This window comes from Streptomyces sp. NPDC002773 (genome assembly GCF_040295605.1).
Lineage (GTDB): Bacteria > Actinomycetota > Actinomycetes > Streptomycetales > Streptomycetaceae > Streptomyces.
The window spans coordinates 1-15,102 of sequence record NZ_JBEOVO010000005.1; the positions used below are offsets into that span (position 1 = coordinate 1).

Sequence of the window (15,102 nt, forward strand, 5' to 3'; positions counted from 1 at the left end):
AAGATGGACGGGGTATCAACTAATCTGGCGTTGATTTTTGGCACGCTGTTGAGTTCTCAAGGAACGGACGCTTCCTTTGTACTCACCCTCTCGGGTTTTCCTCCGGGCTTCCCTTCGGTATTTCGTGTTTCCAACCTTACCAGATCGTTTTCCGTTCCGTTTCCGGTTCGGAGTTTGTATCCGGTGGCCTGTTGGCTGCCTTTTGCCTCTCGGCGCGTTCACTACTTTAGCTGATTCATTCGGCGACTCATAATTGAGTCAATCGAATTCGAATTCCGGCATGCCGGAACAGACCCCTGCTGGGGCGTCATGTTCAGTAGTGGGTGGCCGCTGCGGGGTGCTCGAACAAGCAGGCCCGTAACCAGCTGCTCGGGCTACGTTAGGCGTTCCGTCCGCCGGAGTCAAGCCTACGCCTCCGGGGGGTGTGGGCGCGGTACGGGCTCACCGTCGGGTCCTCGTCGATCCAGAAGCGCCACGGGTGCGGGGCGCCGTCGCCGCCGACGCCTGTGCGGGGGCCGGTGCGGATGAGGTCCGGGTCGGGCGGGGTGCCGGTGAGCAGGGCGAGCGGGGCTTCCGGGTCGGCGCAGGTGTCCGTGCCGTTGAGGGAGAGGGCGACGTCGAGGGCTGTGGCCAGGCGCGCCGGGCCCTTGGCCAGCTCGCGGTCGTAACGGGCCGAGCGTCGGCGGGGGCGGGCGTGGTCGGCGCCGTGGAGGAACTCCCCCGCGCGCAGCAGGACCCCGCTCGCCTCGCCCTCGGGGCCGCACACCAGGTTGAGGCAGTGCCACATCCCGTACGTGAAGTAGACGTACGCGTGTCCGGGTGGGCCGAACATGACGGCGTTGCGGGCCGTGCGCCCTCGGAAGGCGTGTGAGCCGGGGTCGATCGCGCCCGCGTACGCCTCCACCTCCGTGAGGCGCAGTTCCATCCGGCCCCCGTCGGAATTGCGGACGAGGGTGCGGCCGAGGAGGTCGGGGGCCACCTCGAGGACCGGGCGGTCGAAGAAGGTCCGCGGGAGCGGCGTACGGTCGGGACTCTCACTCATGGCGTCCGAGCGTAGTGGGGCCCGGTCGGGAACCCGCTACGGTCGTCGCGCGTATGTAGGGGTCAGGACCGAGAAGGAGTGTCATTCATGGGATTCAAGAAGCTGCTCGCGAGCCTGGGTGCCGGTGGGGCCAGCGTGGAGACGGTGCTCACCGAGGAGAACGTGGTTCCGGGCGGTGTCGTCCAGGGCGAGGTGCGGATCCAGGGCGGCAGTGTCGACCAGCAGATCGAGGGGCTCTCCGTCGGGCTGCAGGCGCGGGTCGAGGTGGAGGGCGGCGACCAGGAGCAGAAGCAGGACATCGAGTTCGTCAAGGTCCGCCTGGGCGGTGCCTTCGAGGTGAAGGCCGGCGCGGTGCACGTGGTGCCGTTCGGTCTGGAGATTCCGTGGGAGACGCCGGTGACCTCGGTCGCCGGGCAGCAGCTGCGCGGTATGCACATCGGTGTGACGACCGAGCTGGAGATCGCCCGCGCGGTGGACTCCGGTGACCTGGACCCGGTGAACGTGCACCCGCTGCCGGCGCAGCAGGCGATTCTGGACGCCTTCCTCCAGCTCGGGTTCCGCTTCAAGAGCGCGGACATGGAGCGCGGGCAGATCCGGGGGACGCGGCAGAAGCTGCCGTTCTACCAGGAGATCGAGTTCTTCGCGCCGCAGCAGTACCGCGGTCTCAACCAAGTCGAGGTCAGCTTCGTCGCGGACGACCGTGAGATGGACGTCGTCCTGGAGATGGACAAGAAGCCGGGTCTGTTCGGTGAGGGCAGCGACTCGTTCCGTGCCTTCAAGGTGGGGCTCCACGACTTCCACACCACCGACTGGGCGGCTTACCTGAACCAGTGGCTCGCCGAGGTCGGCGGCCGTCGCAACTGGCTCTAAGCTCGGCAGGATCGGTCGAGAAGAAGAGGTTCTACGTGTCTGAGGACAAAAGGGCGCCGCTCCCCCACGACTTCCATCCGCCGGTGGCGGCGTTCACCGTGGTGAGCGACGACGTCGCGGCGGGTGAGGTCCTGAAGGACGCTCAGGTGCAGGCGGAGGGGGACACCTCGCCGCACCTGCGCTGGGAGGGATTCCCGGCGGAGACGAAGAGCTTCGCCGTCACGTGCTTCGATCCGGACGCGCCGACGGGCAGCGGGTTCTGGCACTGGGTGCTGTTCGACATCCCGGTGTCGGTGACGGAGCTGCCCGCAGGGGCCGGGTCGGGGTCGTTCAAGGGTCTGCCGGCCGGGGCCGTGCACGCCCGGAACGACTACGGCGCCAAGGAGTTCGGCGGTGCGGCTCCGCCGGAGGGGGATCCCGCGCACCGTTATGTCTTCACGGTGTACGCGGTCGACCGCGAGAAGCTCGGTCCGGACGCGGACGCCTCGCCCGCGGCCGTCGGGTTCAACCTGCGGTTCCACACGCTGGGGCGTGCCCAGTTGATCGGTGAGTACGCGGCTCCGGCGGCGGTCTGATCGTTCGTTTGTTGTTTGCCCGCTTCTGGTCTTGGAGAGATCAGAAGCGGGCATCTTTTGTTGCGCGGGAAATTGCGTTGTCCGACCCCGGCCGGCCCGGCCATCGTTGCTCCAGGCCCCACCGCCCCGCCCGGGGCCGGGCCTGCACACGGGAGGTGGGCACAATGCGGGACACGCTGGTACTCAACGCGAGCTTCGAGCCGCTTTCGACGGTCACACTCAACCGCGCGGTGGTGCTTGTCCTGCAGGCCAAGGCCGTCGTCGAGCACGCCCATCCTGATCTGCGGGTGCGCGGTGCCGAGGTCGACCTTCCCGTGCCGCGGGTGATCAGGCTCTGCCGTTACGTACGGGTGCCCTTCCGAAGACAGGCGCCGTGGTCGAGACGGGGGGTGCTGGTCCGGGACCAGCACCGGTGCGCGTACTGCGGGCGGCGGGCGACGACCGTCGACCACGTGGTGCCGCGTGCCCAGGGCGGTGGGGACAGCTGGCTGAACACGGTGGCCTCGTGCGCCGAGGACAACCACCGCAAGGCCGACCGGACTCCGGAGCAGGCGGGGATGCCGCTGCTGCACCAGCCGTTCGAGCCGACGCCGGCGGACGCGATGCTGCTCTCGATGCGGGCGAGCGAGCGGTCCGAGCTGCCGGAGTGGCTGGCGAAAGCGGCCGCGTAACCCTGTCTCGTACGGTGTGGGCCCGTCTCTCCCGGTGGGGGGGACGGGCCCTTCCGTCGTTGGCGTCAGCGGAGCGTGAGTTGGAGGATCGCGACGACGCCGACCGCGATGATCACTCCGCGCAGGACGGTGGGCGGCAGCTTGCGGCCGACCTTGGCGCCGATCTGGCCGCCGATGGTGGAGCCGACGGCGATGAGCAGGACGGCCGTCCAGTCGAAGTGGGCGACGAAGAGGAAGAAGACGGCGGCGACGCCGTTGACGAGGGCGCCGAGGATGTTCTTGACGGCGTTGATCCGCTGTAGGGAGTCGTGGAGCAGCAGGCCCATGAGGGAGAGGTAGAGCACCCCTTGGGCGGCGCCGAAGTAGCCGCCGTACATGCTGGCGAGGCAGAGGCCAACGAGGAGGGCGGGGCCGCCGTCGGGGTGGGCCTCGGTGCCGGTCTGTTCGCGGCGGCGCTTGACGGCGGCGGCGATGCGGGGCTGGAGGAGGACCAGGATCAGCGCGAGGCCGATGAGGACGGGGACGATCGCGTCGAAGGCCTTGGACGGCAGCGCCAGGAGCAGGATCGCGCCGATGAGGCCGCCGAGGAGGGCGGCGCCGCCGAGGCGGAGGATGCGGGCTTTCTGGCCCTTGAGTTCGCGCCGGTAGCCAATGGCTCCGCTGATGGAACCGGGGACGAGTCCGAGGGCGTTGGAGACGTTCGCGGTGATCGGGGGGAGTCCGGTCGCGAGGAGGACCGGGAACGTGATGAGCGTTCCCGATCCGACGATGGTGTTGATGGTGCCGGCGCCGATGCCGGCGGCGAAGACTGCCAGGGCTTCCCAGATGGACAACGCCATCTCCTTACATGGTCAGTGAGTCGCCTCCCCGCCGTGACGCCGTCAGGGTCGAGGGGCTCGCACCGATCATGCACGAGAATTACGTGTACGTGTCAGTCAACCGGCGGTTCGTCTCGCCTTTCGGCGGCGGCGCCCTTGGTGTTGAAGCCGGGGACGCTGCCGTCCTTGTTGCCGAAGGCGCCGGAGAGGCCCTTGAGTGCGTCGCCGATCTCGCTGGGCACGATCCAGAGCTTGTTGGCATCGCCCTCGGCGATCTTCGGGAGCATCTGGAGGTACTGGTACGAGAGCAGCTTCTGGTCCGGGTCACCGGCGTGGATGGCCTCGAAGACCGTACGGACCGCCTGGGCCTCGCCCTCGGCGCGCAGGGCGGCGGCCTTGGACTCACCCTCGGCGCGGAGGATCGCGGACTGCTTCTCACCCTCCGCGGTGAGGATCGCGGACTGGCGGGTGCCCTCGGCGGTGAGGATCGCGGCGCGCTTGTCGCGCTCGGCGCGCATCTGCTTCTCCATCGAGTCCTGGATGGAGGTCGGCGGCTCGATCGCCTTGAGCTCGACGCGGTTGACGCGGATGCCCCACTTGCCGGTGGCCTCGTCGAGGACTCCGCGCAGGGCCGCGTTGATCTCCTCGCGGGAGGTCAGGGTCCGCTCCAGGTCCATGCCGCCGATGATGTTGCGCAGGGTGGTGACGGTGAGCTGCTCGATCGCCTGGATGTAGCTGGCGACCTCGTAGGTCGCGGCGCGGGCGTCGGTCACCTGGTAGTAGATGACGGTGTCGATGTTGACGACGAGGTTGTCCTGGGTGATCACCGGCTGCGGCGGGAACGGGACGACCTGCTCGCGGAGGTCGATCCGGTTGCGGATCGAGTCGATGAACGGGACGACGATGTTCAGTCCGGCGTTGAGCGTGCGGGTGTAGCGGCCGAAGCGCTCCACGATCGCCGCGCTGGCCTGCGGGATGACCTGGATCGTCTTGATCAGGGCGATGAAGACGAGCACCACCAGAATGATCAGAACGATGATGACTGCTGACATCGTGTTCCCCGTGTCCTTCGCTGCCGGTTGACTGCCGGGTGGCCTTGCATGATCGAGTTTCGCAGATGACGGAACGTCATGGGCGAGGTTCGGTCACATGACGACGGCGGTCGCTCCGTCGATCTCGACGACGTCGACCTGGTCGCCCGGTTCGAAGGTCTGTCCGGTGTCGAGCGCGCGGGCGGACCAGATCTCGCCGGCGAGCTTGATCCTGCCGCCGCCGGAGGCGTCGACCCGTTCCAGGACGACGGCCTGACGGCCCTTCAGGGCGTCGACCCCGCTGGCATGGCCGGGTCTGCCGTCGCGGTGCCGGGCGGCGATCGGCCGTACCACCGCGATGAGCGCCACGGAGACGACGACGAAGACGAGTACCTGGGGGGTGACGCCGAAGCCCAGGGCGGCGGTCACCGCCCCGGCGACCGCTCCGACGGAGAACATGCCGAACTCCGGCATCGCGGTCAGGACCAGCGGAATGCCGAGCCCCACCGCGCCGATCAGCCACCAGACCCACGCGTCGATGTCCACGGGGTCATGGTAGGGCGGGTGGGGTCCTCGGGAACAGGGCGCGGGCGGCTGTGCGGGACGCCGGCGCTCCGGTCGGTCACTTCAGGGGAAGGCCGTGGGCGGTCCAGCGGTCGGCGACGCGCTCGACGACGAGCGGCAGGCCGAAGCAGAGCGAGAGGTTGCGGGAGGTCAGTTCCATCTCGACGGGGCCCGCGGCGAGGACCTTGCCCTGACGGATCATCAGGACGTGGGTGAAGCCGGGCGCGATCTCCTCGACATGGTGGGTGACCATGATCATGGAGGGGGCGTACGGGTCGCGGGCGAGGCGGCCGAGGCGGCGGACCAGGTCCTCGCGGCCGCCGAGGTCGAGGCCGGCGGCGGGCTCGTCGAGGAGGAGGAGCTCGGGGTCGGTCATCATGGCGCGGGCGATCAGGGTGCGCTTGCGCTCGCCCTCGGAGAGGGTGCCGAACTTCCGGTCCAGGTAGTCGTTCATCCCGAGCCGGTCGAGGAAGGCCTTGGCACGCTGCTCGTCGACCGGGTCGTAGTTCTCGTGCCAGGTGGCGGTCATGCCGTACGCGGCGGTGAGGACGGTCTGCAGGACGGTCTGGCGCTTGGGGAGCTTCTCCGCCATGGCGATGCCGGCCATGCCGATGCGGGGCCGGAGTTCGAAGACGTCGGTGCCGACGCCGCCGAGCTGCTCGCCCAGGACGTGGGCGGTGCCCTTGGTGGGGAAGAGGTAGCTGGAGGCGATGTTCAGAAGGGTGGTCTTGCCGGCGCCGTTGGGTCCGAGGATGACCCAGCGCTCGCCCTCCTTGACCGACCAGGAGACGTCGTCCACCAGAGCCCGTCCGTCGCGGACCACGGATACGTCCACCAGCTCCAGTACATCGCTCATGAGCGCGTTGTCTCCCCTTGCGGTCGAGTCGTGTCGTCGCCTTGCGCCGGTGGGCGCGGCGTCCAGGGGAAAACCTACGTTATCGGCGGAGCGGGCCGACCCCTAGGGCTTCCTTTGCCTCCCGGGACGCGCCCTAGTCTTGGGGGATGCTTTCGGAACCACGCTCAGGACGCCTGGCCGCATGGGGCAACGCCCTGCTGGCCGGGGCGGTGTCGCCGGACGAGGCGGCCCTTGCCATTGTCGGGGAGGACGCGGTGCACCGCGTGGAGGGGTTGCCGGGTGAGGCGCGGCCGGTGGGGCTGACGCTGGCGCTCGGGCGGCTGCGGCGGCTCGGGGTGACCGGGTGGCGGGTGGCGCTGCCCGCGCCGGGGCATCCGCTGGGGCTCAGCGGACCCGCGGACTTCAACGCGCGCGCGTTGGAGGCGGAGGAGGCGGTGGTGGGCTTCGGCGCTCCGTACGGTCTCGTGCCGGAGGTCTCCGAGGCGGGTCCGGTGGGTGACGTGCACGTGGAGGTGGTCTGGCGCTGTCTCGCGGTGCGGGAGGCGCCGCCGGCCGACGTGCCGTCGCTCGGCGAGGCCGAGCGGGAGCTGGCGGAGGCCCTGCGGGACGCCACGTCGGTACTGACCCGGCTGGACGTCGCGGCCTCGGGCCCGGCGGCGGACGCGGCCCGTGAGGCGTACCGGGCGCGGGCGGAGGTGGGTCGGGAGGTCCTGGCCCCCGGGTACCCGCCGCGGGCGGTCCGGGTCCTGGAGCTTGCGCAGCGGATCGGGCTGCTGGTGGACCTGGCGTACGACCACGGCCACGGGGGCGCGGTGAGTGCGTCGGAGATGGCGGCGCGGGGAGAGGCCTTGCGGCCGGTGGAGAGGGTGGCTCGGCGGGCGCAGGTCGCGGCGTACAACGCGTATGTGGAGGAGAGGGAGAGGGAGCGGGGGTTCTGACTGCTGCTGGGCTTCCGGCTGCGGGGCGCTGGTCCGGTGGGTGAGGGCGCAGGGGGCGGGGGGGAAAGGGGCCGGCCCCCGGGGGGATCTTCCGGGGGCCGGGGCTTTTTCGGGGGGCTCAGTGGTTGGCGGCGTGGTTGGCGAAGGCCGGGTTGAGCAGGCCGATCACGGTGACCGTGTTGCCGGAGACGTTCACGGGGACGTGGACCGGGGCCTGCACCAGGTTGCCGGAGGCGATGCCCGGCGAGTTGAGGGCCTTGCCCGTGGCCTCGGCGCCGTGGGCGGAGGCGACACCCGCGCCGGCGGCGACGATGCCACCGGCGACCATGGTGAGGGCAGCGGCCTTCTTGAGGTTCTTCACTTGGTACATCCTCCTGGTCATCGCTGCGGCCGGTCAGCCGCAGCACGCCATGAAGAACGCCGCACACCCCGACAGGTTGCGCCGAACGGGGGACATACACACGACGGTATGAAGTTCTGAACGGTCGTGCGCCCCGCGCGTAAGGGGGGCCCGTCAGTTGGTGAGGCCGTGCCTGACCGCCCAGAGCGCCGCCTGGGTGCGGTCCGCGAGGTCGAGCTTCATCAGGATGTTCGAGACGTGCGTCTTCACCGTCTTCTCCGACAGGACGAGCGCGCGGGCGATCTCGCGGTTCGAACGGCCGTCCGCGATCAGGCCCAGGACCTCGCGCTCCCGCTCCGTGAGCGTCGAACCGCGTCCCGTGCCCCCCGGCGAGTCCTCCTGGGACAGGAGCGCGCCCGCGACCTCGGGCTGGAGCAGGATGTGCCCCGCGTGGACGGAGCGGATCGCGCCGGCGAGGGCGTCGGGGTCGACGTCCTTGTAGACGTATCCGGAGGCGCCGGCGCGCAGCGCGGGGACCACCGTGCGCTGCTCGGTGAAGCTGGTGACGATCAGGACCCTGGCCGGGTTGTCGAGCGCCCGGAGCCGCTTCAGCGCCTCGACGCCGTCCATGCCGGGCATCTTCACGTCCATGAGGACGACGTCGGGGCGGAGCTCCTCGGCCCTGGCGACGCCCTCGGCGCCGTCGGAGGCCTCCCCCACGACCTCTATGTCGTCCTGTACCTCCAGGAAGGTGCGCAGGCCCCGTCGGACGACCTGGTGGTCGTCGACCAGCAGGACTCGGATCCGCTTGTCAGCCACCGGGAACCTCCATCTCGATCGTGGTGCCCTCGCCCCGGGCCGAGGTCACGGTGAGCGATCCGCCGACGCCGCTCGCCCGGTCCCGCATGGAGACCAGACCGAGGTGGCGCCCGGCGCTGCGGACCGTACGCGGGTCGAAGCCCTTTCCGTCGTCGGTGACGGTCAGCCGCGCGCCCTGGCCGCTGCGGGTGAGGGAGACGGCGACGAGTTCCGCCTCCGCGTGCCGCAGGGCGTTGTGCAGGGCCTCCTGGGCGACACGGAGCACGGCCTCCTCCTGGGCGGCGGGCAGCGCGCGGGTGCCGGGGCTCTCGAAGGTGACCCGGGCGGTGTGGGCGCGGTCCAGGACCTGGATGTGGGTACGGAGGGTGTGGACGAGGCCGTCCTCGTCGAGGGCGGCGGGGCGGAGCTCGACGACGGCGGCGCGCAGCTCGTCGGCGGCCTCGGCGGCGAGCGCGGCGACCTGCTGGAGTTCGTCCTTGGCGCGGCCGGGGTCGCGGTCGACGAGGGCGGCGGCGGCCTGGGCGGTCAGCCGGAGGGAGAAGAGCTTCTGGCTGACGGCGTCGTGCAGCTCGTGGGCGAGGCGGGAGCGCTCCTCGGCGATGGTGAGCTCGCGGCTGCGCTCGTACAGCCGGGCGTTGGTGAGGGCGATGGCCGCGTGCTGGGCGAGGATCGCGAGCAGTTCCTCGTCCTCGGCGGTGAAGCCGCAGCCGCCGGTCTCCCTCGGGCAGCGCTTGTTGGCGAGGAAGAGGGCGGCGAGGATCTCGTCGCCGTCCCTGACGGGCAGGCCGAGGAAGTCGGACAGCTCGGGGTGGGCGTCGGGCCAGCCCCCGAAGCGGGGGTCCTCCCGGACGTCGGCGAGCCGCTCGGGCTCGGCCTTGTGGAGCATCGACGCGAGGATGCCGTGCTGCCGGGGCAGCGGGCCGATCGCCTTCCACTGCTCGTCGCTGACGCCGTCGACGACGAACTGGGCGAAGCCGCCGTGGTCGTCCGGGACGCCCAGGGCCGCGTACTCGGCGTCGAGCAGCTCGCGGGCGGAGGCGACGATCGTCTTCAGGACGTCGCGGACCTCCAGGTGGCGGCTCATCGCCAGGAGGGCGGTGCTCACGGCGGCGAGGCCGGAGCTCGGTCGATGGCTCATGTGTTCACCGTACCGGCGGGCCGTGACCGTGCGTATCCGCCCGGAGACGGCGGTGGAGGGGGACCGGGGACCTAGGTCGTAGGGCTGGGGGCCCGGTCTCGTCCTCCAGGATGAGGGCGTTGACCGTGCGCATTGCTCACGCAACGCGCGGTGAGGTTGTTACCCGCCCGATGTGAGCCCGCGCATAGGACCCAGGTCACTTACGAAGGACCGTAGTGGAGCCTCTTGGGGCGGGGCAGGGTGGGGTGAGCCCGACATAAGGGCCCTTCGGTGGCTCGTGCACGGGCCCCTGATCCACTACCCGGGATCGTACGTCACACCTTTGCCACAGCATTTTGCTGCCGCTAAGAATTGCCAACGTCGCCGCCGAGACCAGGCGCAGCGCCACTCCTGGCGGAGCGACGACCCCCCAGCGATTCGAAGAGGTAGTCCGGTATGTCTACGAACACCCCTGGCCACAATCGTGGTCTGAAGAAGACCCACAAGGCCACGATCGCCGGTGTCGCCGCTCTGGGCGCCGCAGCGCTCACCCTCTCCCTGGTGCCCGGCAACGGCACCAAGGAAACCGAGCCGCAGGCTCTCTCCGGTACCCAGCAGGTGGCCTGGTCGTACAACGCGAGCAGCCCGCAGGCGAAGGCCCTGGCCGCCAGCGTCACCGAGCAGCAGAGCACCATCGGTCTGAAGGCCAAGCAGGAGGCCGCTGCGAAGGCCAAGGCCGACGCCCAGGCCGCCGCCGCCGCGAAGGCGAAGGCGGACGCCAAGGCGAAGGCCGCGGCGAAGGCCAAGGCGGACGCCAAGGCCAAGGCTCAGGCGCAGGCGAAGGCCGCGGCGAAGAAGCGTGCCGCGGAGAAGGCCGCCGCGAGCCGTTCCGTCGCCCGCACCCCCGTCTTCGCGAACAACCTCGACGGCTGGATCCGCGAGGCGCTGTTCATCATGGACAAGCACAACATCCCGGGCACCTACAACGGCCTGCACAAGAACATCATGCGCGAGTCCAGCGGTAACCCGCGGGCCATCAACAACTGGGACATCAACGCCATCAACGGCGTCCCGTCCAAGGGCCTGCTCCAGGTCATCTACCCGACCTTCAAGACGTACCACGTGGCGGGCACCAAGTTCGACCAGTACGACCCGGTCGCCAACCTCGTCGCCGCCGCCAACTACGCGGCCGACCGCTACGGCTCGATCGACAACGTCAACAGCGCCTACTGATCCCCGGTCCCTGATCCCGGTCGGTCCGTCGGTCCGCTGTCGTACGCCGAAGGGCGGCACCCCCTCGCGGGGTGCCGCCCTTCGGCGTACTGCCGTGCCGGGGCTACTTGCGCATGACCTCGGGCTCGTGGCGGCGCAGCAGCCGGGCCACGAGGACGCAGCAGACGGCGGCCATGAGCAGCTGGACGCCGAGGTCCAGGCTCCACTGCGCGACGGTGTGCTCCCACAACGGGTCGGTGTTCGTGGGGTTCTTCGGGTCCCACGGCGGCATGAGGCGGGCCAGGTCGAGGGTGGTGCCGGCGCCCGCGATACCCCAGCGGGAGGGCATCAGCCAGGCGAACTGCTCCAGGCCGGGCGAGCCGTACACCTGGAACAGGATGCCGGTGAACACGACCTGGATGATCGCGAACATGACCAGCAGCGGCATGGTCTTCTCGGCGGTCTTCACCAGGGCGGAGATGACCAGGCCGAACATCATCGAGGTGAGGCCGAGGGCGATCACCTGGATGCACAGCTCGACGGCCGGCGGCATGAGGAGGCCCTCGGCGGGCAGCGCGCGGGTGGAGAAGCCGATGCCGCAGATGATGACGCCCTGGAAGGCCGTGATCAGGCCGAGGACGATGACCTTGGACATCAGGTACGCGGAGCGGGAGAGGCCGGTGGCGCGCTCCCGTTCGTAGATGACCCGTTCCTTGATCAGTTCTCGGACGGAGTTGGCCGCGCCGCTGAAGCACATGCCGACCGCGAGGATCAGCATGATCGTGCCGGCGTCGCCGTTGAAGCGGGACGGCGGCGTGGGCGAGCCCAGGCCGAAGTCGGCGGGGATGACCACCGAGACCGCGCCGAGGACGGCGGGCAGGATGACCATCAGGCCCAGGAAGCCCTTGTCGGAGGCGATCACGGAGACGTAGCGGCGGATCAGGGTCCACAGCTGGGAGCCCCAGCCCTGCGGCTTCGGCGGCCTGGCCATCGCCTGCTGCGGCATCTGGACGGGCTGGGCGGCGACGGCGTCGATGTCCGCGGCGTACATCTGGTAGTGCTGCGAGCCCTTCCAGCGGCCCGCCCAGTCGTAGTCGCGGTAGTTCTCGAAGGCGGAGAAGACGTCGGCCCAGGTGGAGTAGCCGAAGAAGTTCAGCGCCTCCTCCGGCGGGCCGAAGTACGCCACCGAGCCGCCGGGCGCCATGACGAGGAGCTTGTCGCAGAGGCCCAGCTCGGCCACCGAGTGCGTGACGACGAGGACCGTGCGGCCGTCGTCGGCGAGGCCGCGGAGCAGCTGCATGACGTCGCGGTCCATGCCCGGGTCGAGGCCGGAGGTCGGCTCGTCCAGGAAGATCAGCGAGGGCTTGGTGAGGAGCTCCAGGGCGACCGAGACGCGCTTGCGCTGGCCACCGGAGAGGGAGGTGACCTTCTTCTCCTTGTGGATGTCGAGCTTGAGCTCGCGCAGCACCTCGTCGATCCGGGCCTCGCGCTCGGCCTCGGCGGTGTCGCCGGGGAAGCGGAGCTTGGCCGCGTAGCGCAGCGCCTTCTGGACGGTCAGCTCCTTGTGCAGGATGTCGTCCTGCGGGACCAGACCGATGCGCTGGCGCAGCTCGGCGAACTGCTTGTAGAGGCTCCGGTTGTCGTAGAGGACATCGCCCTCGTTGGCCGGGCGGTAGCCGGTCAGCGCCTTGAGCAGGGTGGACTTGCCGGAGCCGGACGGGCCGATGACCCCGATCAGCGACTTCTCCGGGACGCCGAAGGAGACGTCCTTGAGGATCTGCTTGCCGCCGTCGACGGTGACCGTGAGGTGGCGGGCGGAGAAGGAGATCGAGCCGGTGTCGACGAACTCCTCGAGCTGGCCGCCGACGAGCCGGAAGGTCGAGTGGCCGACGCCGACGATGTCCTGCGGGCCGAGGAGGGCGGTGCCGCCCTTGGTGATCGGCTGACCGTTGACGTACGTGCCGTTGTGCGAGCCGAGGTCGCGGATCTCGAAGCGGCCGTCGGGCGTCGCGTGGAACTCGGCGTGGTGCCGCGAGACCTGGAGGTCGGAGACGACCAGTTCGTTCTCGAGGGCACGGCCGATGCGCATGACGTGGCCGAGGGCCAACTGGTGGAACGTGGTGGGGCTGCGGTCGGCGTACGCCGAGGAGGCACCCGCGGGTCCGCCAGTGGCCGGAACCTTCTGCGCGAGCTGCTCGACGGGGCCGCCCTGCCCCGGGTGGCCGGCCGGGACCTGCTGGTGCGGGACCTGCTGGTGCGCGGGGGCGTGTCCGCCCTGTGCGCCCTGCTGCGGCCAGCCCTGCTGCTGCGGGGGCGCCTGGTGCGTGGCCCAGTCGGCCTGGGCGGCGGCTTGGTGGGCCGGGGCGGCCTGGTGGGCCTGGGCCGGGGCCTGCTGCCCGGGCACCTGGTGCTGGGGCGCGGCGGCGGCGAGATTCAGTCGCGGGCCGTCGGTCGCGTTGCCCAGGTGGACGGCCGAACCGGGGCCGATCTCCACCTGGTGGATCCGCTGCCCCTGCAGGAACGTACCGTTGGTGGAGCCGTGGTCCTCGATGACCCAACTGCGGCCACCCCAGCTGATGGTGGCGTGGCGCCACGAGACCCTGGCGTCGTCGATGACCAGGTCACCCTGAGGGTCCCTGCCCAGGGTGTACGACCGGGACGGATCGAGCGTCCAGGTCCTGCCGTTCAATTCCAGTACGAGTTCTGGCACTCCATGCCCCACTACTTGTCCCCCGATGTACCCCCGTCGTCGGGAGTCCAGGGATGGCGAATCATCCTGGGGAACTATTTCAGGCCCGGTCCCGTATCGGAAAGTCGGGCCGCGTGAAGACCTTCGGGGTGACTCCTGGAGCAGTCGGGTGTCCGCAGGGCGGGACGGGGGGTCGGGTGACACATGGTGCCCGATACGGTGGAAGCACCATGAGCGCATCGCAGACCTCAGACGTTCCCACCCTTCTCGTCAAGATCTTCGGGAAGGACCGTCCCGGGATCACCGCGGGACTCTTCGACACCCTCGCCGCCTACTCCGTCGACGTCGTGGACATCGAGCAGGTCGTGTCCCGCGGCCGCCTCGTCCTGTGCGCGCTCGTCACCGAGCCGACCGTCGCCTCGCAGGGCGAGCTCCGGGCCACCGTGCACAGCTGGGCCGAGTCCCAGGGGCTCCAGGCCGAGATCATCTCCGGTACGGGTGACAACCGGCCGCGCGGCAGTGGGCGCTCCCACGTGACCGTGCTCGGGCACCCGCTGACCGCGGAGCAGACGGCGGCCATAGCGGCCAGGATCGCGGAGACCGGCGGCAACATCGACCGTATCTTCCGGCTGGCGAAGTATCCGGTCACGGCCGTCGAGTTCGCCGTGTCCGGCTGCGAGACGGAGCCGCTGCGGACCGCGCTGGCCCCCGAAGCGCACTCCATCGGCGTCGACGTGGCCGTCGTCTCGGCCGGGCTGCACCGGCGCGCCCAGCGGCTCGTCGTCATGGACGTCGACTCGACGCTGATCCAGGACGAGGTGATCGAGCTCTTCGCGGCGCACGCGGGCTGCGAGGACAAGGTCGCCGAGGTGACGGCGGCCGCGATGCGCGGGGAGCTGGACTTCGAGCAGTCGCTGCACGCGCGGGTGGAACTGCTCGCCGGGCTCGACGCCTCCGTGGTCGACAAGGTCCGCGCCGAAGTGCGGATGACGCCCGGGGCCCGGACCCTGATCCGTACGCTCAAGCGGCTCGGCTACCAGGTGGGCGTCGTCTCCGGCGGATTCACGCAGGTCACCGACGATCTGAAGGAGCGGCTCGGGCTCGACTTCGCCTCCGCCAACACCCTGGAGATCGTCGACGGCAAGCTCACCGGGCGGGTGACCGGCGAGATCGTGGACCGGGCGGGCAAGGCGCGGTTGCTGCGCCGGTTCGCGGCGGAGGCGGGGGTGCCGCTGGCGCAGACCGTGGCGATCGGCGACGGGGCGAACGACCTGGACATGCTGAACGCGGCCGGGCTCGGCGTGGCGTTCAACGCGAAGCCGGTGGTGCGCCGGGCCGCCCACACCGCGGTGAACGTGCCGTTCCTGGACACCGTGCTGTATCTGCTCGGCATCACGCGCGAAGAGGTCGAGGCGGCGGACGGCCCCGAGGACCAGCTGCACTGAGCGGTGGCGGCGCGCGTACGAGGACCAGCTGCACTGAGCGGTGGCGGCGCGCGTACGCCGAAGGGGCCCGGTCGTCGGATGACGGCCGGGCCCCTTTCCGTACGGCTTCGGACGT

Annotated in this window: 16 protein-coding genes; 7 read left to right on the forward strand and 9 right to left on the reverse strand. The window is 70.2% G+C overall.

Going from position 1 to position 15,102, the window contains the following annotated elements; genetic code table 11:
• Positions 1 to 234 (forward strand): hypothetical protein (locus ABT034_RS08460; protein WP_351212664.1); only part of this gene is annotated, 234 nt, incomplete at its 5' end.
• Between the two features lie 145 nt (positions 235 to 379).
• On the opposite strand, the gene ABT034_RS08465 is transcribed toward ABT034_RS08460, so the two are convergent.
• Positions 380 to 1,042: a DNA-3-methyladenine glycosylase gene (locus ABT034_RS08465; protein WP_351212666.1), complete on the reverse strand. Its 663-nt coding sequence runs from the start codon at positions 1,040 to 1,042 to the stop codon at positions 380 to 382.
• 87 nt (positions 1,043 to 1,129) lie between these two features.
• Between ABT034_RS08465 and ABT034_RS08470 the strand changes: the two genes are divergently transcribed.
• The 3 genes from ABT034_RS08470 (at position 1,130) to ABT034_RS08480 (ending at position 3,158) form a co-directional block, all read left to right on the forward strand.
• Complete coding sequence (locus tag ABT034_RS08470) at positions 1,130 to 1,912, forward strand: sporulation protein (RefSeq protein ID WP_351212668.1); 783 nt, start codon at positions 1,130 to 1,132, stop codon at positions 1,910 to 1,912.
• Between the two features lie 35 nt (positions 1,913 to 1,947).
• Positions 1,948 to 2,487: a YbhB/YbcL family Raf kinase inhibitor-like protein gene (locus tag ABT034_RS08475; RefSeq protein ID WP_351212670.1), complete on the forward strand. Its 540-nt coding sequence runs from the start codon at positions 1,948 to 1,950 to the stop codon at positions 2,485 to 2,487.
• A 164-nt stretch (positions 2,488 to 2,651) separates the two neighbouring features.
• Complete coding sequence (locus tag ABT034_RS08480; RefSeq protein ID WP_351212672.1) at positions 2,652 to 3,158, forward strand: HNH endonuclease; 507 nt, start codon at positions 2,652 to 2,654, stop codon at positions 3,156 to 3,158.
• A 65-nt stretch (positions 3,159 to 3,223) separates the two neighbouring features.
• Here ABT034_RS08480 and ABT034_RS08485 read toward each other — a convergent pair whose 3' ends face one another.
• From ABT034_RS08485 to ABT034_RS08500, 4 genes are all read right to left on the reverse strand, one after another.
• Positions 3,224 to 3,997 (reverse strand): sulfite exporter TauE/SafE family protein, encoded by a 774-nt coding sequence (locus tag ABT034_RS08485; protein ID WP_351212674.1) that lies wholly within the window; start codon positions 3,995 to 3,997, stop codon positions 3,224 to 3,226.
• A 92-nt stretch (positions 3,998 to 4,089) separates the two neighbouring features.
• Complete coding sequence (locus tag ABT034_RS08490; protein WP_351212676.1) at positions 4,090 to 5,028, reverse strand: SPFH domain-containing protein; 939 nt, start codon at positions 5,026 to 5,028, stop codon at positions 4,090 to 4,092.
• Positions 5,029 to 5,121: 93 nt separating this feature from the next.
• On the reverse strand, positions 5,122 to 5,553 hold the full coding sequence (locus ABT034_RS08495) for an NfeD family protein (protein ID WP_351212678.1): 432 nt from the start codon (positions 5,551 to 5,553) through the stop codon (positions 5,122 to 5,124).
• A 76-nt stretch (positions 5,554 to 5,629) separates the two neighbouring features.
• Positions 5,630 to 6,427, reverse strand: coding sequence for an ABC transporter ATP-binding protein (locus tag ABT034_RS08500; RefSeq protein WP_351212680.1), 798 nt, complete (start codon positions 6,425 to 6,427; stop codon positions 5,630 to 5,632).
• Positions 6,428 to 6,573: 146 nt separating this feature from the next.
• On the opposite strand from ABT034_RS08500, the gene ABT034_RS08505 reads away from it, so the two are divergent.
• Positions 6,574 to 7,365: an Rv1486c family protein gene (locus tag ABT034_RS08505; protein ID WP_351212682.1), complete on the forward strand. Its 792-nt coding sequence runs from the start codon at positions 6,574 to 6,576 to the stop codon at positions 7,363 to 7,365.
• Between the two features lie 118 nt (positions 7,366 to 7,483).
• Here the strand turns inward: ABT034_RS08505 and ABT034_RS08510 are convergent, their stop codons facing one another.
• From ABT034_RS08510 to ABT034_RS08520, 3 genes are all read right to left on the reverse strand, one after another.
• On the reverse strand, positions 7,484 to 7,726 hold the full coding sequence (locus ABT034_RS08510) for a chaplin (RefSeq protein ID WP_351212684.1): 243 nt from the start codon (positions 7,724 to 7,726) through the stop codon (positions 7,484 to 7,486).
• A gap of 153 nt (positions 7,727 to 7,879) precedes the next feature.
• Positions 7,880 to 8,524, reverse strand: a complete 645-nt coding sequence (locus ABT034_RS08515; RefSeq protein WP_351212686.1) for a response regulator — start codon at positions 8,522 to 8,524, stop codon at positions 7,880 to 7,882.
• Positions 8,517 to 9,662 carry a GAF domain-containing sensor histidine kinase gene (locus ABT034_RS08520; protein ID WP_351212688.1) on the reverse strand — a complete coding sequence of 382 codons (1,146 nt, stop codon included), beginning with the start codon at positions 9,660 to 9,662 and terminating at the stop codon, positions 8,517 to 8,519. The genes ABT034_RS08515 and ABT034_RS08520 overlap by 8 nt, the downstream gene beginning before the upstream one ends.
• 435 nt (positions 9,663 to 10,097) lie before the next feature.
• Between ABT034_RS08520 and ABT034_RS08525 the strand changes: the two genes are divergently transcribed.
• On the forward strand, positions 10,098 to 10,874 hold the full coding sequence (locus tag ABT034_RS08525; RefSeq protein ID WP_351212690.1) for a transglycosylase SLT domain-containing protein: 777 nt from the start codon (positions 10,098 to 10,100) through the stop codon (positions 10,872 to 10,874).
• A gap of 103 nt (positions 10,875 to 10,977) precedes the next feature.
• On the opposite strand, the gene ABT034_RS08530 is transcribed toward ABT034_RS08525, so the two are convergent.
• Positions 10,978 to 13,575 carry an ABC transporter ATP-binding protein/permease gene (locus ABT034_RS08530; RefSeq protein ID WP_351212692.1) on the reverse strand — a complete coding sequence of 866 codons (2,598 nt, stop codon included), beginning with the start codon at positions 13,573 to 13,575 and terminating at the stop codon, positions 10,978 to 10,980.
• A 197-nt stretch (positions 13,576 to 13,772) separates the two neighbouring features.
• Here ABT034_RS08530 and serB point away from each other — a divergent pair, with 197 nt between their 5' ends.
• The gene (serB, locus tag ABT034_RS08535) at positions 13,773 to 14,987 is read left to right on the forward strand and encodes a phosphoserine phosphatase SerB (protein WP_351212694.1); all 1,215 of its coding nucleotides are present in this window, start codon (positions 13,773 to 13,775) and stop codon (positions 14,985 to 14,987) included.
• Positions 14,988 to 15,102 lie beyond the last annotated feature (115 nt).